General features: G+C 53.0%; 22 protein-coding genes. 10 read left to right on the top strand and 12 right to left on the bottom strand.

Annotation, left to right across the window (positions count from 1 at the left end):
• Nucleotides 1-21: 21 nt before the first annotated feature.
• The 3 genes from Pelsub_RS14615 to Pelsub_RS14605 all read left to right on the top strand — a co-directional run bounded on the left by Pelsub_RS14615 (nucleotide 22) and on the right by Pelsub_RS14605 (nucleotide 3,641).
• Nucleotides 22-1,326, top strand: a complete 1,305-nt coding sequence (locus tag Pelsub_RS14615) for a citrate (Si)-synthase (protein ID WP_116226024.1) — start codon at nucleotides 22-24, stop codon at nucleotides 1,324-1,326.
• A 96-nt stretch (nucleotides 1,327-1,422) separates the two neighbouring features.
• Nucleotides 1,423-2,535, top strand: coding sequence for a pyridoxal-phosphate dependent enzyme (locus Pelsub_RS14610; RefSeq protein WP_116226023.1), 1,113 nt, complete (start codon nucleotides 1,423-1,425; stop codon nucleotides 2,533-2,535).
• A gap of 23 nt (nucleotides 2,536-2,558) precedes the next feature.
• The gene (locus Pelsub_RS14605; RefSeq protein ID WP_116226022.1) at nucleotides 2,559-3,641 is read left to right on the top strand and encodes an aminotransferase-like domain-containing protein; all 1,083 of its coding nucleotides are present in this window, start codon (nucleotides 2,559-2,561) and stop codon (nucleotides 3,639-3,641) included.
• Between the two features lie 11 nt (nucleotides 3,642-3,652).
• On the opposite strand, the gene Pelsub_RS14600 is transcribed toward Pelsub_RS14605, so the two are convergent.
• The 5 genes from Pelsub_RS14600 to Pelsub_RS14580 form a co-directional block, all read right to left on the bottom strand.
• Nucleotides 3,653-4,309 (bottom strand): ATP-binding cassette domain-containing protein, encoded by a 657-nt coding sequence (locus Pelsub_RS14600; protein WP_116226021.1) that lies wholly within the window; start codon nucleotides 4,307-4,309, stop codon nucleotides 3,653-3,655.
• Entirely contained in the window at nucleotides 4,310-5,149 is an 840-nt protein-coding gene (locus Pelsub_RS14595; RefSeq protein WP_116226020.1) for a hypothetical protein, read from the bottom strand. It abuts the gene before it with no gap.
• 10 nt (nucleotides 5,150-5,159) lie between these two features.
• The gene (locus Pelsub_RS14590) at nucleotides 5,160-5,951 is read right to left on the bottom strand and encodes a hypothetical protein (protein ID WP_116226019.1); all 792 of its coding nucleotides are present in this window, start codon (nucleotides 5,949-5,951) and stop codon (nucleotides 5,160-5,162) included.
• 14 nt (nucleotides 5,952-5,965) lie between these two features.
• The gene (locus Pelsub_RS14585; protein WP_116226018.1) at nucleotides 5,966-6,343 is read right to left on the bottom strand and encodes a GntR family transcriptional regulator; all 378 of its coding nucleotides are present in this window, start codon (nucleotides 6,341-6,343) and stop codon (nucleotides 5,966-5,968) included.
• 68 nt (nucleotides 6,344-6,411) lie between these two features.
• Nucleotides 6,412-8,577: a WD40 repeat domain-containing protein gene (locus Pelsub_RS14580; RefSeq protein WP_116226017.1), complete on the bottom strand. Its 2,166-nt coding sequence runs from the start codon at nucleotides 8,575-8,577 to the stop codon at nucleotides 6,412-6,414.
• 124 nt (nucleotides 8,578-8,701) lie between these two features.
• On the opposite strand from Pelsub_RS14580, the gene Pelsub_RS14575 reads away from it, so the two are divergent.
• Together Pelsub_RS14575 and tnpA are read left to right on the top strand one after the other, a co-directional pair.
• On the top strand, nucleotides 8,702-9,517 hold the full coding sequence (locus Pelsub_RS14575; protein ID WP_116226016.1) for a hypothetical protein: 816 nt from the start codon (nucleotides 8,702-8,704) through the stop codon (nucleotides 9,515-9,517).
• Between the two features lie 197 nt (nucleotides 9,518-9,714).
• Complete coding sequence (gene tnpA / locus Pelsub_RS14570; protein ID WP_126440372.1) at nucleotides 9,715-10,170, top strand: IS200/IS605 family transposase; 456 nt, start codon at nucleotides 9,715-9,717, stop codon at nucleotides 10,168-10,170.
• Nucleotides 10,171-10,326: 156 nt separating this feature from the next.
• On the opposite strand, the gene Pelsub_RS14565 is transcribed toward tnpA, so the two are convergent.
• The 4 genes from Pelsub_RS14565 to Pelsub_RS14550 all read right to left on the bottom strand — a co-directional run bounded on the left by Pelsub_RS14565 (nucleotide 10,327) and on the right by Pelsub_RS14550 (nucleotide 13,561).
• Complete coding sequence (locus Pelsub_RS14565; RefSeq protein WP_116225771.1) at nucleotides 10,327-10,695, bottom strand: RNA recognition motif domain-containing protein; 369 nt, start codon at nucleotides 10,693-10,695, stop codon at nucleotides 10,327-10,329.
• Between the two features lie 96 nt (nucleotides 10,696-10,791).
• The gene (locus tag Pelsub_RS14560) at nucleotides 10,792-12,012 is read right to left on the bottom strand and encodes a sensor histidine kinase (protein WP_126440564.1); all 1,221 of its coding nucleotides are present in this window, start codon (nucleotides 12,010-12,012) and stop codon (nucleotides 10,792-10,794) included.
• Nucleotides 11,960-12,637 carry a response regulator transcription factor gene (locus Pelsub_RS14555; protein ID WP_116225769.1) on the bottom strand — a complete coding sequence of 226 codons (678 nt, stop codon included), beginning with the start codon at nucleotides 12,635-12,637 and terminating at the stop codon, nucleotides 11,960-11,962. Before Pelsub_RS14555 ends, Pelsub_RS14560 begins: the two co-directional genes overlap by 53 nt.
• A 72-nt stretch (nucleotides 12,638-12,709) precedes the next feature.
• Entirely contained in the window at nucleotides 12,710-13,561 is an 852-nt protein-coding gene (locus Pelsub_RS14550; RefSeq protein WP_116225768.1) for a hypothetical protein, read from the bottom strand.
• A gap of 195 nt (nucleotides 13,562-13,756) precedes the next feature.
• Between Pelsub_RS14550 and Pelsub_RS14545 the strand changes: the two genes are divergently transcribed.
• The 5 genes from Pelsub_RS14545 to Pelsub_RS14525 all read left to right on the top strand — a co-directional run bounded on the left by Pelsub_RS14545 (nucleotide 13,757) and on the right by Pelsub_RS14525 (nucleotide 17,685).
• The gene (locus Pelsub_RS14545; protein ID WP_116225767.1) at nucleotides 13,757-14,785 is read left to right on the top strand and encodes a nitrogen fixation protein NifH; all 1,029 of its coding nucleotides are present in this window, start codon (nucleotides 13,757-13,759) and stop codon (nucleotides 14,783-14,785) included.
• A 183-nt stretch (nucleotides 14,786-14,968) separates the two neighbouring features.
• The gene (locus Pelsub_RS14540; protein WP_116225766.1) at nucleotides 14,969-15,631 is read left to right on the top strand and encodes a peroxiredoxin; all 663 of its coding nucleotides are present in this window, start codon (nucleotides 14,969-14,971) and stop codon (nucleotides 15,629-15,631) included.
• An 85-nt stretch (nucleotides 15,632-15,716) separates the two neighbouring features.
• Nucleotides 15,717-16,556: a DegV family protein gene (locus tag Pelsub_RS14535; protein WP_116225765.1), complete on the top strand. Its 840-nt coding sequence runs from the start codon at nucleotides 15,717-15,719 to the stop codon at nucleotides 16,554-16,556.
• A gap of 16 nt (nucleotides 16,557-16,572) precedes the next feature.
• Nucleotides 16,573-16,914 carry a DUF1475 family protein gene (locus Pelsub_RS14530; RefSeq protein WP_116225764.1) on the top strand — a complete coding sequence of 114 codons (342 nt, stop codon included), beginning with the start codon at nucleotides 16,573-16,575 and terminating at the stop codon, nucleotides 16,912-16,914.
• Nucleotides 16,915-16,917: 3 nt separating this feature from the next.
• The gene (locus Pelsub_RS14525; RefSeq protein ID WP_116225763.1) at nucleotides 16,918-17,685 is read left to right on the top strand and encodes a tryptophan-rich sensory protein; all 768 of its coding nucleotides are present in this window, start codon (nucleotides 16,918-16,920) and stop codon (nucleotides 17,683-17,685) included.
• Between the two features lie 124 nt (nucleotides 17,686-17,809).
• Here the strand turns inward: Pelsub_RS14525 and Pelsub_RS14520 are convergent, their stop codons facing one another.
• The 3 genes from Pelsub_RS14520 to pdhA are packed head-to-tail and all read right to left on the bottom strand — an operon-like array spanning nucleotide 17,810 to nucleotide 21,026.
• The gene (locus Pelsub_RS14520; protein WP_116225762.1) at nucleotides 17,810-19,078 is read right to left on the bottom strand and encodes a dihydrolipoamide acetyltransferase family protein; all 1,269 of its coding nucleotides are present in this window, start codon (nucleotides 19,076-19,078) and stop codon (nucleotides 17,810-17,812) included.
• Nucleotides 19,078-20,052 carry an alpha-ketoacid dehydrogenase subunit beta gene (locus Pelsub_RS14515; protein ID WP_116225761.1) on the bottom strand — a complete coding sequence of 325 codons (975 nt, stop codon included), beginning with the start codon at nucleotides 20,050-20,052 and terminating at the stop codon, nucleotides 19,078-19,080. Before Pelsub_RS14515 ends, Pelsub_RS14520 begins: the two co-directional genes overlap by 1 nt.
• A complete protein-coding gene (pdhA, locus tag Pelsub_RS14510) occupies nucleotides 20,052-21,026 on the bottom strand; it encodes a pyruvate dehydrogenase (acetyl-transferring) E1 component subunit alpha (protein WP_116225760.1) in 975 nt (324 codons plus the stop codon). The genes Pelsub_RS14515 and pdhA overlap by 1 nt, the downstream gene beginning before the upstream one ends.
• Nucleotides 21,027-21,050: the final 24 nt, after the last annotated feature.

Genomic DNA, 21,050 nt, shown 5'->3' with positions numbered 1-21,050 from the left:
CTTTGAAAGGAAGACGAACCTATGTGGCTGCATGAAATCTTAAGTGAAAAAGTTGAAAAAGAGAGAACCCGCTTGCAGCAGATCAAAAAAGAGTACAGTGATAAATCCGTCGGCGAAATCAAGGTGCGGCATTTATTCAATGGTCTGCGCGGTGCGGATTTATTAGTCAGCCAGATTTCCTACGTCGATCCGCAGGACGGTGTGCATTTCTACGGGCATTCGGTCGAAGAAGTATTGAACATGTTGCCAAAAGCGGAGAAGAGCGAGCTGCCTCTGGCCGGCGGCATGTATTACCTGCTGTTAACTGGCGATAACCCCACCCGTGAGCAGGCTTTGATGGTGGAAGAGGAGTGGCGCCGCCGCAGCGACCTGCCCTATCATGTAGCGGATATGCTGCGCGCCATGCCGCGTGACACCCATCCCATGACCATGTTCTCGCAGGCCATCCTGGCGCTGCAATCGCGCTCCGAATTCACGCGCCATTACGTCAACGGATTGCAGAAGACGGATTACTGGCAGCCCACTTTGGAAGACAGCCTTAACCTGGTGGCAAAAGCACCGGCGATAGCGGCTGCCATCTATAACATCAAGTATCACAACCAGGGCCTGGTGCCGCCCAGCCAATCGCTGGATTGGAGCGCCAATTTCGCCTATATGATCAATAAGGAATGGGATAACGAGTACATGGACCTTTGCCGTTTGTTTTTTGTGGTGCATTCCGAACAAGGCATCGGCAACGTCTGCGAACACACCGCCTGGCTGGTCAACTCGGCCCTTTCGGATGTTTACTTTGCGTGTTCGGCAGCCATGAACGGTTTGGCCGGCCCGCTGCACGGCCGTGCCAACCAGGACAGTCTGGAATGGCTGCTGGGAATCCTGCACAAGTTTGGCGATTGCCCCACCGAGCAGCTTCTGGAAGAATACATTTGGGACACGCTCAACCGCGGCAAGGTGATCCCCGGCTACGGCCACTCCGTCCTGCGCCAGACCGACCCGCGCTTTCTGGCTCAACTGGAATTTGGCCGCAAACACATGGGTGATGACAGCCTGTTCCAATTGGTGGAACTGGTTTATAAAGTCGCCCCGCGCGTGCTGCAGGAATACGGCAAGGTCAGCGACCCCTGGCCAAACGTGGACGCCATCAGCGGCGCCATGCAATACCACTGCGGCCTGCACGAGTACGACTTCTACACCGTGCTGTTCGGCGTCGGCCGCATCATCGGCATCACTGCCAACCTGGTTTGGTCGCGCGCCCTGTTTACACCCATCGAGCGCCCGCAGTCCCTCACGCTGGACGTGTTGGAACAGCAGCTCAAAGCAATCTGAACCATTTCCCTCCTTTGCCAAAGGATTAAAGTTAAAAATCCCTCGTTTTCGGGGGATTTTTATTACAATAAGAAGAAAGCTTTCAGGGAGATTCCCATGCTCGTAATTTGCGACCGCTGTCATCATGAAGACGAATTCGACCCGCGCCAGTTCCGCTGTAAATGCGGCGGCGCCTGGGAACCCTGGGAATTCGAATCGTACCTGCCGAATTTGACCGACCCGAACGTGAATTCGGTCTGGTGTTACCAGGAGATAATGGGCTTGAGCGAGGTGGAAAAACCACTTTCGCTGGGCGCGGGACAAACACCATTGATCGGCATGCCCTGGGATAAGGACGCTGCGGAAGTCTTTTTCAAGTTGGAATACATTTCTCCCACCGGCTCGTTCAAGGATCGCGGCACGGAAGTGGAGGCGAATTATCTGGCTTCCATGGGCATTCGCGACGTGGTCGAGGATTCTTCAGGCAACGCGGGCGCTTCGCTGGCGGCTTACGCCGCCCGCACCGGACTGCATGCGGCCATTTTCGCACCGGACAGAGCCTCACCGGCCAAGCTGGCACAGATCGAAGTGTACGGCGCGGATCTGCGCCGCATCCCCGGCCCACGCGCTGAAGCCACGCGCGCGGCTCTGGCCGCAGTGGAAGCAGGCGCGGTATATGCCTCGCACGCTTACAATCCGGCCTACTTGCTGGGCCAGAAAACCTTTGCCTGGGAGTGCTGGGAGCAGCTGGGCGGTCACGCGCCGGACGCGCTGGTCATCTCGGTCGGGCAGGGCGGCCTGCTGCTGGGCGCCTGGCTGGGTTTTAAAGGGATGTTGAAAACCGGGCTGGTCAAGCGCATGCCGCGTTTATTCGCGGCCCAGCCGGAATTGCTGGCGCCCATCGCGCGCGCTTTCAACAGCGGCGCGGATGAGATCGAAGAAATCATACCGGTCGGCAAGAGCCTGGCCGAAGGGCTGGCCATTGTCAAACCGGTGCGCGGGCACCGCATCCTGCAAGCGTTGCGCGAGAGCGGCGGCGCGGGGCTGACCGTCAGCGAGGCGGAAATTCGCGCGGCTTATTATGACCTGGCCCGCCACGGGATGTTTGCCGAACCTTCCAGCGCGGCGGCCGCCGCGGTTCTGCCGCAGGTGCGCAAATTGGTGGGTGAAAAAGCCAAAATAATTGTCGCTTTAACCGGAAGCGGATTAAAATCTCCCATAGAAAATTGAGATCAAAATAATAACGGATACCCATGACAGATAATCACATAATTGCTTTTACGCGCGGCGTTCCGCCGATTGAGAGTTTCCCGATTAAACGATTGGAAGAATGCGCCCAGACTGTCCTGGAACGGGATGGAAATTGCCTGCTGCAGTACGGGCAGGCGGCCGGTTACGTGCCTTTGCGCGAATGGCTGGCTGCGCAGTATGCCGTGTCGAAAGGGCAGGTTATTGTCGGGCAGGGTTCGCTGCAGCTGTTGGATACACTGGTGCGTGTTTCCCTCCAGCCGCAGGACAGCGTTTTTCTGGAGCAGCCCACTTATGACCGCGTGCTGACCATCTTCCGCCGTTCCGGCACCCAATTGGAGGGCATTGACCTGCAAAACGGCCTGCTGGATGTGGCTCAATTGGAGGAGAAATTAAACGCAGGCATGCGGCCGCGTTACTTCTACCTGATTCCGGACTTTCAAAATCCCAGCGGCGCGGTCATGCCCCTGGAAGCGCGTCAAAAGTTGATTGAGTTATCCCAAACATATGGGTTCTACCTGATTGAGGATGGCCCCTACCGCGACCTGCGCTATCATGGCCAGGCACTGCCCGCGTTGTTCGAACTGGCGCCCGAGCGGGTGATATTCATGTCCTCTTACAGCAAACTGATCAGCCCCGGCCTGCGGGTGGGTTTTATGATTCTGCCGCCGGAATTGGCCGAGATGGTACGCAAGTTTGCCGAGGACACTTACATCAACGCCAGCTACCTTAACCAGGCCATTGCTTACGAGTTCATCCAGCGCGGATGGCTGGCGGAAAACCTGGGGCAATTGAAGGAACTCTACCGGCCGCGTCTGGATACTTTGTTATCCACGCTGGAAGCTGAATTCTCCGGCCGGGCGGAGTGGGTCAAACCCGAGGGCGGGTTTTTCGTCGGCCTCAACCTGGCCCAGGGCATCTGCGTTCCGGATCGGACTGCGCAGCAGAAAGCCGGTTTGGCGCTCAGCGACAGCCGCGGCTTCTTTATTGACGGAGGTGAGCAATTTGTGCGCCTGCCGTTCTGCGCGCTGACGCCGGAGCAGCTTGAAGAAGGTGTCCGGCGCCTGAGCCGCGCGATTTTCTCCTGACCGTTCCGGTTTTATTGGATCGGGACAGGTGTCAGCTTTTTATCCTTCAGCAGGTAAGCCTGGTCGCATAGGATGTTGATCTCGTCCAGTTTATTGCTGGTCAACAGGATGGCTGTGCCTTTATCTTTCAATTCAATTAAATATTCGTAAATACCTCTCCAACCGTCCTGATCGATGGAATCGGTGGGTTCGTCCAACAGCAGCAGGTCGGGTTTGTCCAGGATGGCCTGGGCGATGCCCAAGCGCTTCTGCATGCCGACCGAGAAGGTTCTGACCGGCTGATGGCTGTTTTCCGCCAACCCCACGATGGACAGGGCTTCCGCGACGGTTGCCGCATTGACTTTCCCGTTGATCTCCGCCAGCATGCGCAGGTTCTTTTCGGCGGACCAGTTGGGCACGAAGCCCGGCGCGTCGATCAGGGCGCCGGTGCGCGCCGGAAAATCCGCGTCGCGGCCGATGCGCTGGCCGAACACGCTGACCTGGCCGTTGGTTGGCTGCACCAGCCCGCAAATAATGCGCAGCAGCATGCTCTTGCCGGCGCCGTTCGGCCCGCTGATGCCGGTGATGCTGCCCTGCGGAATGGTGAGGTCGATGTCCTCGAAGATTGTGTGGCTGCGAAATACTTTCCCGATTGCGTTGAGTTCAACGGCTGATTGTTGATTATTCATTTATTCCTCCCGACGCGCGATGGCGTATAAATTTTGACGTTTATAGATGATCCGGCTGGTTACCAGGCACAATAGGATCCATACTGACCAGAATATCCAGGAATACACTTGCGGGATCACCCGCGTGGGCGCCCACAACGGCGTGAATTCAAGGTGGTTTTGCAGCATAAAGAAGGAGCTGATTCCTTCCCCACCGATTGGGCCGCCTTCGATCATGCCCAGGTTGCTGCACACAATCAGGATGATGCCGCCCAGGTAGCCAGGCCAGGCGCGCTGCGAGAGAAGGTCGACGATCAGGATGAGCAGACCAATCGCAAACCATCCGACGAACAAAAGGAGCAGGATGCTCCAAAAAGCCTGGGTTGGTGACCCGTTCAATGTGGCATATCCCAGGCTGATACCGCCATTAAGTTGACCGGCAGGGCTCCATTCCTTCGATAGCGGAAACTGGGTTAGGACAGGAAGGAAGAAACCGGCCATTAGCAGAACGGTATAGCCGACCGTCCCCATGAAAATGAAAATAATCTTCCCCAACCACCATTGACTGCGCGATCCCAACTGCAGCAAAACCTCTTGTTCGGAAAAGCGTTTCAACCCCAAACCGGATATCAGGTAGATATACAGGATGGAAATTACGTAATACACGATTTCCGGCTTACCAAAAGCCCATACGAAAGCTTCCAGGGCATTGGCTTGCGCGTTGCTGTCCCACGGTAGGTATGCCTGTAGTAGTTTCGCGGCCCAGTATCCCAGAACCAATCCCACCGGGATGGGCAGCAGCCAGCGCCAACGCAGCATATATAAATGAAATTGATATTTTAGATAGGCTCGAATTTTCATTGTTTTTTCCTTATTGAAGAATCTGGGTCTCTTTTTTCCCGAAGCTTCCTAGAGTTACAAAAAAGACCGCAACTATCAGGGTGAACTGCAGGATGGGTGAGAATAGGTTCCCTTCCGGAATAAGCAGCGCTCTCGTTGATATCATCCAATTCAAGTGGCGTGATGTCGGCAAAAAGTAGTACCCAAAGCTGTAGCACATGAAAGGCAGGCCCAGGGCGACCACGGAGTTTCTGGATAGGAATGAAAACCCCATACCCAGCAGGGCATAAGCTGCGCCGAATAAGCCGGGGAATAACAGGCAAAGCGCCGTGTAAACGCCAGCGGAGATATTGAGACTTAATCCGGGTTGAATCAGAGAACTGTTGAATATTTCGCTGAAATTGAAATAGTTCCCCGAAATTTGTACCGGCTCGGCTGGATAGATCAAATAACAGATCCCCAGCATCAGAATTGCCGGCAGCAGCACGGCCGCCGCGCCGGATAATGCTACGGCTAGTGTTTTCGCCCACAGGTAGCGTTTATAACCTGTGCGCGTCAATACGGATTCCAGCAGGTGTTGACGTTTATCCGTGCTGAGCGAATCGGCGAAGGGCAGCGCGGCTATCGCGGCGGCAAAAAAGCCATAATGGCCGGAGAAGAGGATCACCTGCCAGGCGGTTAATGCCCCAACCGGGGATTGGCTTTGCATAGGATTAGTCTGGAAATAGCCGTAGGCAAAACTGATGCCGGCCAGGATGAATCCAAGGATGAAGCGGGGATTGATAAACGCGCGCTTCAGCTCGGTGTGAAAGATGTTATTCATACAATTTATCCTTTTTACTGGTTATGACGCTTCGACTGTATGTATTGAACGAGGATGTCCGCAAGTTCATCCTCCTGATGGCCCAGGCGCTGCATTTCGCGCACGAAATTCTCCAGGAGATAACCTTCCAATTCGTTCTCCAGCTTTTGCAAGGTTGCGCTGTCCTGGGTGACAAAGGTGCCTTCTCCGCGCCGCGAGATGGCGATGCCGTCGCGGATCAATTCCATGTAAACCCGCTGGATGGTGTTGTGGTTGACCTTGAATTCCATGGCCATCTCCACGATCCCGGGCAGCTTGTCCCCCGGCCGGTAATCGCCGCGCAGGATGGCCGCGCAGATGCGCTGTTTGATCTGCAGGTAGATGGGCTGGTTTTCGTCAAATATGTGGTCCATAAGCTTTTCCGATTTCTATACGATTTGTTATTTAAATTCCCATTATATCGATTACCATACCGGGCGGTTCAATTGGCAGGAACACCCATCAGGTAAGCCACACCGCCGCTGGTATACGCCAGGAATTTACCATCCGGTGAGAAGAGGTACTCCTGCCCGTAGGAGGGTACCGGCTGGTCCCCGGCAACCAGCCCCACGAAATTGAGTTCTTTGCCGGAGAGCTCCCAGGCATGCAAGCCAAAGCCGTTGCCCGAGATGACCAGCTGTTGATTGGGGGAGACGGCCGGCAGGCTCAACCCGCCGTTTCCATAGGGTGAGCGGAAGGATGCGGCAATTGCCATACTGCCGTCTGCCTGCAGTTTCCCGACAACCCTGTCCGTGTCGGAATAACCCGAAAACATTTCTTTTCCACTGTCGAATTGTGTGATGGAAATTTTCGAACCGCCGATGTCCTTTCTTTCTCCGCTCTGCGTATTCCATCGGGCTTGTTCCTGAATAAAACCGACATAGGGGGAGGGATATTTCGAGATGCGGTAAACGACCGAAACATTGTCATTCAGGGTGTCCAGGAAATCCACCCGCCAATTCTCATCGCTGAGTTCGAGCGTTTCGAGCAGCTTTCCATCCGCTGTGTTCCAGCGCCGGATGGTGTTGTCATCAGCGCCGGAGACCAGCCAGCTTGAATCCGGTGAGAAAGCAATGTGGGTCACACGTCCCTGGTGGCCGGATAATGTCTTGAGCGGGCTGCCGGTTTGCGCGTCCCATAAGCGCACGCTGTTGTCATTTGAAGCGGTGGCGATCATTTTACCGTCCGGGGAGAAAGCCACTTTATTAACGACCTGGGTGTGCCCCGTCAATTCCAGATCAAACCGGCCATCTCCGGTGTAATAAATTGCCACTTTCCCGCTTTCATCACCGGCCAGAGCAATGCGGTTGCTGTCCGGAGAAAAGGCGATTCCTAAACTTTCACTTACGGCTGACGAACCACGAAAAATGAACTTTTCCTTGCCTGAGGGCAGCTCAAAAATATGAATGCTGCCGGATTGCCCATAAGTGGTTAAATTCTCGGAGGCAATTAATGTTTTTCCGTCCGGGCTTAACTGGACGGTCGCGACCATAGCGGAGATTTCATCCGATGTTATCCCACCTGTATTTCCGGTTAATGAATAAGCCGTCCAGGTGAATTGCCCCAGTTGCTTTTCCACGTTGCCGGTATCCGCAGCAATCATAACCACATACCCTGATTGCGTGCCCAGGTAAATAGTGTTGTAATACTGAGAGACTTCAAAGGAAGTGACCATGTCATATTGTTCCATTTCCTGACTGTATTCGAGGTCAGGTTTCCCGTTAAAGACCTCTCTACCATCCTGGATATCCCAAATCTGGATGGAATACCGGCCATCCTCGTCAGTGGTCATATTGCGCGTGGCGATGTAGCGGCCGCTGGGCGAGAATAACAACTCAGGCCAATCTGTTTTCGGTGCGGGTAATTCGCGTACCAGACTGAAATCGGAAGTGCTATAAATCGAGACCTGGCCGGATTGTTTCTCGTATACGGCTGTGAATTCCCCGTTGGGAGAAATTGCCATGGATGCGTTGGTGTTCAGGTCCATGCTGCGGGTGACTTTACCTGCGGCCAGGGAAGCGACGCAGAATTTCCGGACGTCCTTTTCGTTGTTTACGCCATATTTCTTTTCAAAAACCAGTTCTTTTCCATCCGGTGTGAAAGCGATGTCCCAAATGTTGGAGTTTGCGCATTCTCCCAAGTCTTGAATGGCCGTGCCTTTCTTTTCACCATCCGGCAGCGAATAGAGTTGGATTTGCCGGTCATAGGCAGGCAGCCCCATGAAATCGCCCAGCTTGCCGTTAGGGTAGTTGACCACGATGGCCAGCGTGGAACCGTCCGGGGAAATGGATAAGGCGGTTGGCTGCAGCCCAACAGGAATGAAACCGGCTTGCTCTCCGCTTTCCTTATCCAGCAGGGCTACCCCGGAAGAGGTGATGGCAGCCAGTAGATTTCCGTTGGGCTGTTGCTCCAGAGTGCCGGTATACGCTCCCTGTCCGAACCAGTGCAGCAGTTTCAAGTCCTGAATGTTCTCCGGTGTGATTTCCGCCAATGGGGTGGTTTCCGGTTCTGTCTGGGCCAGGATACTGCCGGTCGTGCTGAAGGTAAGTGCACATAAAGCGAGAATAATCAACCCATGAAAAATTGTTCCTTTTTTCTGTTTGTTCATATCGATCTCTCCGTTGCTTGACAAATGTCTGTTTTGTTCGTATTATTTAAACACAGTATACTAGTTAACTAGTATTATAGAGTTAACTAAGGGACTTGTCAAGTCCCATAACAAGGAGAACAAAATGAAAAACCCATTAAAGTACGCTGTTTTTCTTACTTTATTTCTCACAATACCTGCTTTGATTGTTGGGTGTCGGGAAGATCTTTGGTCGATCATTCTCGATACTAATCAGGTGGATTTTAGCCCGGTTGAGGCTGTCGATGGTTCGCAGCCGACCGTGAAGGTATATAACGACCCTGATGACCTCCTGCTCATGCTGCATGAAATGGAAAAAGTCCGCAATAGCCGCTGGCAATCCCAAACAGGCTGGTGGCAAGGACGGAAAACAATGATCTACCAATTGGGTGATTTACATGGGATCAACGCAGAATGGTGGTTCCATTTTGACGGGGTGCAGTCTTGCCCCGATTTACTGCAAACCATTTATGCGGAAGACGGACGACTGGTAGAATCCAACCTGCTGGTTCGCGCGAATAAGTTGCAGACAGCCGATAGCGCCGGGCAACTGCCCGATGAAGAGGGCCGGCCCAAACTGGTCAAACTGCCGGATCAAGCCTGCCCGGATCTGTTGAACCAAACGCTCGATCGGGTTGAAAATATGCTCGAAGGTCCGAACCTGGACATGCTCGAATCAACCGAAGCCATCATTCGAGAGGGCAGCCTTTTTATTACAGTGGTGCAGACTGGTCCCATTCATGAAATGGTGAACGTGGTAATCAATCTCGATAATGGTTTTATTATGGAGGAAACCGAGCAAATTTACAGCCTGGATGATAGCGGATTGTTGGGTGAAGTCACCTACCAATATCAATTTGACTATTTTGACCAGCTTCCCCCTGAAATCCGGGATCAATTTGAGCGTGCTTTAAATTCGTAACAATATAAAAAAGGCAGCTTTCAAAATTTGAATGCTGCCTTTTTTTATTATGACTTTAGTCAGTTGAACGAGCGAAGCGAGAGAAACAGAAAACCACCCGCTATGCGGGTGGAAAATAAGAGGTTAAACCACAAATCACCTAAATAGCTAGAATAGTGGATGTTCAGGCCACAAACATAGCAGAAGAAGGTGATTTGATGGTAAATACAACAAATAGTTTATCGCATACAAAGTGGATGTGTAAATATCATATCGTATTTACACCGAAGTACAGGCGAAAAATAATCTATAACGAGTACAAGGAAAGCATAGGGGAAATACTGAGGCAACTATGCGGATACAAGGGGGTAGAGGTGATCGAAGGGCATTTGATGGTCGATCATGTACATATGTTGGTAAGTATTCCGCCGAAGATAAGTGTGTCGAGTTTCATGGGATACCTGAAGGGGAAAAGTGCATTGATGATCTTCGACAAACACGCGAATTTGAAGTACAAATTTGGGAATCGGCATTTCTGGGCAGAAGGGTACTATGTGAGCACAGTAGGATTGAATGAAGCAACGATCAAGAAATATATCGAAGAGCAAGAGAAGCACGATATAGCGCTGGATAAATTGAGTGTGAGAGAATATGAAAACCCCTTCAAGGGGTAGCAGGTAATACGGAAGTCCCTTTAGGGACAAGCGAAAGAGGCAAAGGCAAAGTGGCTTGAACGAAAGTGAAAGCCAGCGTCTTGAGACGCTGGCCAGTATTAGAGGCTTATAGCCTCAGAACAAACCACCCGTTTGACGGGTGGTTTTGATTATCGTCTAATAGCGGTTGTTGTAATCGGAGTGACCGCCACCGCGGTTTCCGCCGCCGCCGCCACCACCGCGTCGATTGCCACCACCGCCACCACGGCGGTTTGCGTCAAACGGACGCCGGTTGTCTTCTTTGGGTTTGGCAACGTCCACTTTCAGCGGGCGATCCTTGAAGGAGTAGGACTCAAACGTTTTTAAAGCGTTTTGCATGCCTTCCTGGTTTTCCATTTCTACAAAGCCAAATCCTTTTGACTGACCGGAAAATTTATCCTTGATCAGGACAACCGATTTTACTTCTCCTGCTTCTGAGAATAGTGTTTTCAGCTCTTCCTCGGTTGCGTCGAAAGGCAGGTTGCCAACATACAATTTTGTTTCCATCTGAGTCCTCTTATCTTTTTAAATAAAATACCACCAGATCATTGGATCTGGCGGCTTGAAAACCATCTATCGATCGAAATCTGTACATGCATTATATCATTTCATTGGAAGGGTAAAAGTAAAGATACTGCCCAGGTTTTTCCCGGCGCTTTCAGCCCAAATCTTTCCGCCGTGAGCTTCCACCAGCGATTTGGCAATGGTCAAGCCGATACCGCTACCGCCGCCTTTGCTGCGCGACCGGGATTTATCCGCGCGGTAAAAACGCTCGAAGATATGCGCCAGATGCTCTTCGGAAATTCCGATGCCGCTGTCTTTCACACTGAAGCGTATCTGGTTACCGTCTTTCACAACCGTAACCAGGACCTGCCCGTCGGGAGGAGTAAACTGCAAGGCATTCCCCAACAGGTTATGCAGCACCTGCTGGATGCGGTCGCTGTCCACAAAAAGTTTTGGCAGCCCGGCTTCGACTTGGCTCTTCAACTCCACGCCTTTCATGGCGAAGGTGTTTTCCAGGGGAGTGATGGCGGCTTTCACCAGGTCGGCAGCATTAACCGAACGCTTTTCCAGCGGATAGGTTTGCCCATCCACGCGGTTGAGTTCCTGCAGATCCTCCACCAGGCGCTGCAGGCGGTCCGCTTCGCGATAGATTTGCTGATAGGTGCTTTGTTCGGCCGGCAGTACGCCGTCCATCAGTCCTTCCATGGAACCTTTAATAGCGGTCAGGGGAGTGCGCAGTTCATGGCTGATATCGCCCAACAACTGACGCCGCATTGTCTCCGTGCCTTCCAATTTCTCGGCCATCTGGTTGAAGCTGTGAGCCAACTGGCCCAGCTCATCCTGTGAAATCTCATTCTCGGTGATGCGGTGGCTGTATTCGCCGGCTGCGATTTGTTGGCTGGCATTGGTGAGCCTTTGGATAGGGCGGGTGATGCGGCGGCTGATGATCAGAGCTGCCACACCGGCAATGACGAATGCCGTCAGGGCTGAGATCCACAGGGTCTCATTGACGGCCGCGCGAAAGCTGGTGTACAGATTGACCCCACGAGAATTGCTGTTCGCGCCGGCGCCGCTGCCGCCGCCGGTACCGGCACCCATCATGCTCTGCATGTTTTCACTCATGCGGCCCAGGTGGCGGTCAAATGCAGCCTGGATGGACAGGTTCATGGCCAGCGCGTGGATAGCGCCCGCGATTAATATGACCACCAGAAAAGCTGCCAAGATCTTGTAGATCCAGTGGCTACGCAGCGTTTGCGCTAAAGAGGGTTTAGCGGTCTTCAAAACGATACCCAGCCCCGCGTACGGTTTCAATATAGTCACTGCCGACCTTTTGGCGCAGGTGGCCGATGTGCACGTCCACCACGCGCAGGTCGCCGAAATAATCGTAGCCCCAGGCTTTTTCCAGCAGCTGCTCGCGCGAGAGGACCATGCCGTGGTGTTCAGCCAGGATACTCAGCAGATCGAACTCCAGCGATGTCAGTTCAACTTCGCTGTCATCTATCCATACCCGCCGGCTGCCGCTGTCGATGCGCACGTGCGCTGAGGTGAGTACTTTACGCTCACCTTCGACCGGGCTTTTCTGCAAGCGGCGCAGGGCAGCCTTGATGCGCGCCATCAATTCGCGCGGGCTGAAGGGTTTGGTCAGGTAATCATCCGCACCAATGGAAAGTCCGACCACTTTATCCACTTCTTCCGATTTGGCGGTCAGCATGATCACATAGACGTCCGATTCGCGCCGGATCTGGCTGAGTACTTCAATGCCGTCCATGCCTGGCAGCATGATATCCAGCACCACCAGGTCAGGTTTGAAGGCACGGAATGCCTTCAGGCCGGAAGGGCCGTCTTCGGCGGTGTTGTACTCATATCCTTCAGCGCGCAGGTAAGCGGTGACCACATTTAGAATGGACGGTTCGTCATCAATGACCAGAATTTTAGATTTTCCCATGGGCTTTTCCTAAAAAAATTAGAGGAGGAAGATTTCTTCCTCCTCTATAGTATAAATCGATTCTCTTGCGGTTTATTCCGCTTCTTCCAGTTCCCATTCCTCGATGAACTGGCCGTGCCAGGTGTGCAGCCAGACTTGGCCGGTGCTGCCATTGACGCTCAACATGCCGGTCATCTGTCCGTCTTCCGTGTAGTCGAAAGTGTAATACCCGTAGAAAGCGGTACCGGGAAGGTGTACGCTTGCGCCGCTCATGTTCGCTGCCAAATATTCATTGGCAAGGTCGGCCGCATCATCCATGCTGACGGCCATATCCGCGGTTGCGTTCAGGTCGCTTTGTGCAAAATTACCGCCGCAGGTGCCGCCGCTGCCGAAGTTGCAGCCGCCGGCTCTGTTTCCCATCATGCCGTATTTCAGATTCCACATGCGGTTGGGGCCGTATTCGGGGTAAACGTTCAGTGTATCCGGGTCGACCAGCAATTCCATGGCGCCCACACCGGTGCTCTTTTCAACCACGATGGCGTAAGCATTCTGGTTAAAGAGCATTACTTCTTCAATTTCCAGGTCAGCGTTGCCCAATGTGTCCAGGTAATCCTGCACGGCGTTGCGCGCGCTTTCCACAGTGAGTGCAGCAGCATTGCTGGGGGAAGCAGAGTAGCCGAAGCCGCCCATCATGCCATTGCCTCCCATCATACCGAATCCCGTACCAAAATTACCGTTACCGCGGCTGCCGCGAAAACCACCCATCATCCCGCCAAAACCGCGGTTGAAAAAGGGCATGTTGAAACCATTGTTGGCGTTATAACCGTACCCATATTCAACCTGCGGATTTTGGCGCTGTCCGAAGAAAAATCCGGCAAAGATTAAGGCGGCGGCGATCAGCAGCCCTGCCAGGACGAATAAGACGATTTTTAAAGTTTGATTCATTATTTCACCTCTTCTTTTATATTTAGACTATAAAGGTCTAATATGAAGTATTTCTGTTGGAATTGTGAAGATTGTGTAAAGTTATTGGTAAATCCAAAACCGTGTTCTTCGTATTGTGCTGGGAGTGGCATCCCGTAAAATTAATCCTTGTATTTTGGTATAAATTTGGCGCATACTGAAGGTGAGGTGAATGGTATGAACGGAATGGAAAAAGTGAATAAGCAACCTTTGGAATGGCTGTTGGAGGAAGACCCGCTGAATCCGGGTGTGCGTTACCTGGCTTTGAAAGATTTGGAAGACAGGGCGGTGAATGACCCATTGGTGATTTCAGCTCATCAGGCTGCTTTAACCAGCGGCCAGATTCCGGCTATTTTAGCGCAACAGGATGCCCAGGGATTCTGGGTTGAACCCGGTCCGGGGTATCTGCCTAAATATCGTTCCATTGTGTGGCAAGTCATCTTTTTAGCTCAATTGGGTGCGGATGTTCGCGAAGAGCGCGTATATAAAGCTTGTGATTACCTGTTGTCGCATGCCATCGGCAAGTTCGAAGGTTTTAGCATGACTGCCACGCCCAGCGGGGCCATCAACTGCCTGCAGGGCAATCTGGGTGCTGCGCTGTTGACCCTGGGCATGGGCGCGGATGAACGCCTGCGGCATGCGCTGGAATGGATGGCATGCAGCGTGACCGGCGAACCCTATCAGGATTCGGATGGCCGGAGTGCACCCATTCATTATTACCGCAGCGGTATCAGCGGCCCGGGTTTCCTGTGCTCGGCTAATGACCATCAGCCTTGCGCCTGGGGAGCCGTCAAGGTGGGGCTGGCGTTAGCCAAAGTTCCGGCTGACCAGCGAACGCCGGCCATGCGGAAAGCGGTCCAAATGTGCGTGGATTTCCTGCTCAGCACCGATCCGGCCGGCGCGGATTATCCGCATCCCTACGCGCCCAAAACCAGCACGTCCTGGTTTAAATTTGGCTTCCCTGTTTTTTACATCACGGATGTCCTGCAGATTCTGGAAGCGCTGTTGGGATTGGGGCTGGCGGGTGACGAGCGGCTGCTTGCGGCAATTAAGCTCCTGGAAAGCAAACAGGATACACACGGCCGCTGGATCATGGAATATACATACAATGGCAAGACCTGGGTGGACATCGAGGAAAAGAAACAACCCAGTAAATGGGTCACCCTGCGGGCGCTGCGTGTGTTGAAGCAATATTATCGTTTGTAAAGTCAATCATAGGGGGAATCGAAATATAAAATCGCGAAACTTTCTTAAGGATGGCGATTTGAGTTTTCCGTGAGCAGAGCCTCTGCGGAGAAATCTTACGTTAAATTAATGAATCTCTGGAAGAAAATATATACTAATAGGGCAAACTTTATCTTAATAAAGTTACAGGAGGCTTTTAATAAAATGGAAAATCAAGTTGAAGAAAAGAAAGAGTTTGCATTACCCCGTTTGAACGAACCTGCGCCGTATTTTGAGGCGCCTACCAGCCACGGTGTCAAGAAATTGACCGATTATAAAGGCAAGTGGTTGGTCCTGTTTTCCCACCCGTCCGATTTTACCCCGGTCTGCACCACGGAATTTATCGCTTTTTCCCAACATTATCCCGAATTTCAGAAATTGAACACGGAATTATTGGGCTTGTCGATTGACAGTGTGTTTTCTCATATCGCCTGGGTGCGGACGATTAAGGAAAAGTTCGGAGTAGAGGTACCTTTCCCCATCATTGCCGATATTTCCATGGATGTAGCGCATAAATACGGCATGCTCATGCCCAATGCCAGCACCACACAGGCGGTGCGCGCGGTGTTTATCATCGATGATAAAGGCATTTTACGGGCTATGGTTTATTATCCGTTGGATAACGGACGTTCCATTCCCGAATTCCTGCGCATCATTGAGGCAATGCAGACCACCGACAAGCATAAAGTTGCCACACCTGAAGGCTGGCAGCCCGGCGATAAAGTGATCGTTCCCCCGCCCGGGACGGCCGCCGATGCGGAAAAGCGCATGAATGAGGGCTATGAATGCACGGATTGGTTCTTCTGCAAGAAAGAACTTAAGAAATAGATAAATTGAACAAGGTACTCCCGTAACTTCGGGAGTACCTTTTCGTTTTAATTATCTATATAATTGAAATAGGAGAAAAATTTAAATGAAAATTGCTATTGTTACCGACAGTACCGCCGACCTCCCCAAGCAAGTTGTGCAGCAGCATGACATTGGCGTAGTACCGCTTTACATCAATATCGGTGAAAATAGCTATCTGGATGGTGTGGATATGACCCGTGAAGCGTTTTACCTGGGTCTGCCGCATTTTAAACATCACCCCACGACGGCTGTTCCGGGAATCGATGCTTTTTTAAAAGCATTTAATCACGCGCTGGAAACCGGCGCGGATGCCGTCATTTCTCTGCATATCTCCAAAACGCTCAGCAACACAGTGGACGTGGCTCGTCTGGCTGCTGAAAGGATTAAGGAAATTCCCGTGCATGTTTTGGATACCGGCAACCTTTCATTGGGTGTGGGGCTGCTGGCGCGCCGGGCGGCCTTGATGGCGGAAGCCGGCGAGAAAGTGAAAACGATCCTGGCGGAAATCAGCGATAAAGCGCAGCGGACATATACCTTCGCGGTGCTTTCTACCTTGGAGTTCCTGCGGCGCAGCGGCCGGCTTTCCAACCTGCAATTCGGTTTGGGCAGTTTGCTGATCCTGAAACCGATCATCAAAATGAATAATGGCGTGACCGATCTGGAGAAGACGCGCACGATTACCGGTTCACATCGGCGCTTGATGGAGTTGGTGGAGGAGAAAGGGAAGTTGGAAGAGTTGGCCTTTGTACATACCCACGCTCCTGAAAAAATCGCCCGCTTGCAGGAAGAAGCTGCCTATTTAGTACCGCAAGGTTTACCGGCCATGGTTGGTGAAGTGACCCCGGTGATAGGATCACACATCGGACCGGGCGCGGTCGGTTTTTCTTTTATTCAGGCAGTGTAAATTGGAGGTGAAATCTATGCGAGTTGCGAAATGGATCGCTTTGCTGGGAGCACTTGCGCAAGGCGGTATCTTGATCTATGGGTTTACTCAGGGCGATTTCGCTGCCGCAGGAAGCTTTTTCTTTCGTGATCCCTGGGGAATCGTATCGCTGGTGGATGTCTATGTCGGATTCATTTTCTTCTGTGCCTGGGTGGTATACCGTGAAAAGGATTGGTGGGTTGCTCTGCTGTGGAGTGCGGCCATCATGATCCTGGGTAATTTTCCCGCTGGTATTTACGCATACCTGGCGTTACAGCAAAGCGAGAACAATTGGCAAAAGTTCTGGATGGGACATCATTATATTGAGAAAGGAAAATAACCGATGAAAAATGGAAGATGGCCGATTATCCTAAATTTCCTCACCCTGGCTGCGGTTTTGGTGATGAATACGCTAGCTGTCAGTTTGCCGCTGAACGGCCTGACCACCAAACAAATTTCCGACAGTTTCGATATTTATTTCGTCCCCGCGGGTTATGTTTTTATGATTTGGGGGTTAATTTATGCCGAGTTGATTGTATTTGTAATTTATCGAGCTTTACCCGGGCAGCGGGATAACCAGGATTTAGCCAAAGTAGATAGATGGTTTGTACTCAGCAATATTGCCAATGCGCTTTGGCTGGTCTGTTTCCACTATCGACAATTTGTTTTAGCCTTGGTATTAATCGTAGTACTGCTTGTTTCCTTGATTATCATCTTTCTCCAATTACGCATTGGGAAACGGCGCAGAGATATTGCCTGGAAATGGATTGTGGAAATTCCTTTCAGTGTCTATTTAGGCTGGGTGAGTGTGGCGACTATTGCCAATACCACGCAAGTATTGGATTTCATTAACTGGAACAGGTTTGGGATCGCGCCGGAGATTTGGTTCATTATCACCGTGTTGTTGATTGTTGGGATTTCGGCACTGATGAGTTTTACCCGCCGTGCTTTTGAATTTAACCTGGTCTTGATTTGGGCATTGGTAGGTATCGCCTTGAAATTTCCTCAAGTACCCTTGGTGAATTATTCCGCTTGGGGCGGGGCAATCTTAATTGCCTTTCTTGGAATGGTTGCGCTGGCAGTCCCGATCAACATAGAAAACCAGGGCTGACCTTTGGCAGGTAGGAAATATAAAGCGCGGAGTTAACTCCGCGCTTTTTTTTCATATCTGTTTAACTTCGGCAATCTCACCTCTCAATAACAGTTTTGGAGAGATGCCTCAACTCAATTCTTATCTAGACCAGGCGCCAGGGTTGTTCCAGATAGAGCGCCAGGTGCTGCATGAAACGCGCGGCTTCCGCGCCGTCCGTGATGCGGTGGTCGGCCGACAGCGTGGCTTTCATGCGCCAGCCAGTTTTTAACGCGCCGTCTTCAACCACCGGCACTTGCTGGGCGCTGCCCACAGCCAGGATGGCTGCTTCGGGCGGGTTGACGATGGCGGAGAATTCCTCTATGCCGTACATGCCCAGGTTGCTGATGGTAAAGGTTGAGCCTTCAATGTCCTCGTTGCGCAGCTTGCCGTCGCGGGCGCGCTGCGAAAGCTGGCCGGTCTCCCAGCCGATCTGGTCGAGGTCTTTTTGGTCGGCGTTCTTGACCACCACGGTCAGCAGGCCGTTATCCAGCGCCACGGCCACACCCACGTTGATGTTGCCGTGCTGGATGATCTCCTGCTCGCTGATGGAGGCGTTGATGTTGGGGAACTGCCGCAGGGCCAGGGCGATCGCGCGCACGACGAAGTCGTTCACCGATACCTTGTTGCCTTTGTCGCGTCCCTCGTTCATCTGCTTGCGCATCTGCATCAGGCTGCCCACATCATAGCTGCGGGTGAGGAAGAAATGCGGGATATTCTGGTTGGATTCCTGCATGCGCTTGCCAATGGCGCCGCGCAGGCGGCTGATCGAAATGCGCGTATCCTGTCCGGGTATGATCTGCGCCTGTGCGGGCGCCGGCATACCGGGCGCCGGGCTGCTTTGCACGGCCTGGCTAGCCGAACCGGACTGCAGGGCAGCTTCCACGTCACGCTTGACAATGCGCCCGCCCGGGCCGCTGCCATTGAGGGCAGCCAGGTTGACGGCTTTATCAGCGGCGATGGCTTTGGCCACTGGCGAAGCTTTAATGAACCCGCTCTCCTGACTCACGCTGGCGCTTGCCGCTGTGCTGCCAGGCGCCGGTGCGGATGGGATGGGCTGGCTTTCCTGCGGTTGGGCTGCCTTGGCAGCCGGCAGGGCTTTGCCGCCCAGCAATTGCTCCAAGTCGACCTGCTCACCCTCCGTGGCGATCACTGCGATGGGTGAGGCGATCGGCACGGTTGTGTTGGCTTCCACCAGGTGTTTGAGCACAACGCCGCTGGCGGAGGATTCCACCTGCAGCGTGGCCTTGTCGGTCTCGATGTCGGCCAGCATGTCGCCTTTTTCAATCTTCTCGCCCTCGTCTTTGAGCCATTTGACCAGGGTGCCTTCGGCCATGTCAAAGCCTAATTTGGGCATTTCGATGATTTCAGCCATTATCTCATCACCTCCTTTACTGCTTTGATGATGTCTTCCACCTGAGGCAGCGCCAGCTGTTCCAGATGACGGTTATAAGGCAGGGGAACTTCCTTTTGCGCGACGCGCTGAATGGGCGCGTCGACGTAATCGAAAGCTTCCTCATATATACGAGCGGTTACTTCGGCGCCCACGCCGAACGATTTCCAACCTTCCTCCGCGATTACCGCGCGGTTGGTGTGCTTGAAGGACTCGATCACTGGACCCATGTCCAGCGGCCGCAGGCTGCGCAGGTCGACAATCTCAACGTCGATGCCTTCTTTGGCCAATTCATCAGCCGCTTTCATGGAATAGGGCACCATCTTGGAGTAGGTCACCAGGGTGACGTCCTTGCCTTCACGCTGCACTTTGGATTTGCCGATCGGGGTGGTGTAATCACCGTCCGGCACCTCGCCGCGCTGTTGGTAAACAGTCGCGTTTTCGATATAAAGGATCGGGTCGTCCGAGCGGATGGCGGCCTTCAACAGGCCTTTGGCGTCTTCCGGCGTTCCCGGAGCGACTACCTTCAGCCCCGGAAAATGCGCGAAGAGCGCGTCGGGGGTTTGCGAGTGTGTGGCGGCCAACTGCCGTCCACCGCCGCCCGGGGCGCGGATGACCAGCGGCACTTTCATCTGGCCGCCGAACATGTAATGGATCTTGGCGGCCTGGTTCACGATGTGGTCCATGGCGGAGAAGGCGAAGTTCATGGTCATTAATTCGGCTACCGGCCGCATGCCCGCCATGGCCGCGCCGATGGCCGAGCCGATAATGGCGGCTTCGGCGATGGGGGTGTCGCGCACCCGTTCCGCGCCGAAATGATCCAAAAAGCCTTTGGTGACGGCATAAGTGCCGCCCCAAACGCCGACTTCTTCACCCATGATAAATACTTTGGGGTCTCGTTCCATTTCTTCCCAGAGTGCCTGGGAAATGGCTTCACGCATGGTAATGATTGCCATTATGCACCTCCCTCAAGGTCTTCCACGTAAATATTGTCGAACAGCGTATCGTCTGCCGGTTCGGGGCTTTCCTCCGCGAACTTGACCGCTTCTTCGATCTGTTTATCCGCTTTCTTTTGGAGCTCGGTCAGCTCTTTTTCCGAAGCGATCTTTTGTTCGGTCAGGAATTTATGGTACCGGTCGATGGGGCCGTTCTCGATGAACTTCTTGACCTCTTCTTTGGTGCGGTAGCGTTCCGGGTCGCCCATAGAGTGGCCACGGAAGCGGTAGGTCAGCACTTCCAAAAACTGCGGGCCGCTGCCTTTGCGGATTTCCGCCAAACGGTCTGCAACCATGTTCTTGACGGCCATCACGTCCATGCCGTCCACGTCGTAAGCCGGCATGCCGTAGCCGCAGGCTTTCTGGATGATTTCCGACACAGCCGAGGCCTTGGAGGGAGGCGTGCCCATACCGTAATGGTTGTTCTCACACACCCACAAGACCGGTAGTTCCCAGGCTTTGGCCAGGTTTACCCCTTCGTGAAAATAGCCGATGTTGGTGGCGCCTTCGCCGAACATGCAAATGGTCACGCCGTCGCGTTTTTCCATTTTATCCGCCAGGGCTAACCCGGCCGCGATGGGGATGTGCGCGCCTACAATGGCGTGGCCGCCCCAAAAATTCTTGCTGACGTCCGCCATGTGCATAGATCCGCCTCTGCCTTTCGAGACGCCCGTTTCTTTGCCGAGCAGCTCGGCCATAATCAGGTTAACCGGCAGGCCGGCGTTAAGTGCCACGCCGTGGTCGCGGTACGCGGTAATCACGCGGTCCTGTTCCTGACGGGCAGCCAAAATGCCGGTGCTGACGGCTTCCTGGCCGATATACAGGTGCAAAAAACCGCCGATGTCACCTTTCTGGTAGAGTTCTGCTGCTGTCTCTTCCAGGCGGCGGATTAAAACCATCTGGTGATACAGTTCCAAATAATCCTGTTTTTCCATTCGTAATCCTCCTGGATAATATTT

The sequence above is a fragment of the Pelolinea submarina genome, assembly GCF_003966975.1.
GTDB lineage: Bacteria > Chloroflexota > Anaerolineae > Anaerolineales > Anaerolineaceae > Pelolinea > Pelolinea submarina.
The sequence above is the reverse complement of the archived record's forward strand: the minus strand, read 5'-3'. Positions and strand labels throughout refer to the sequence as shown.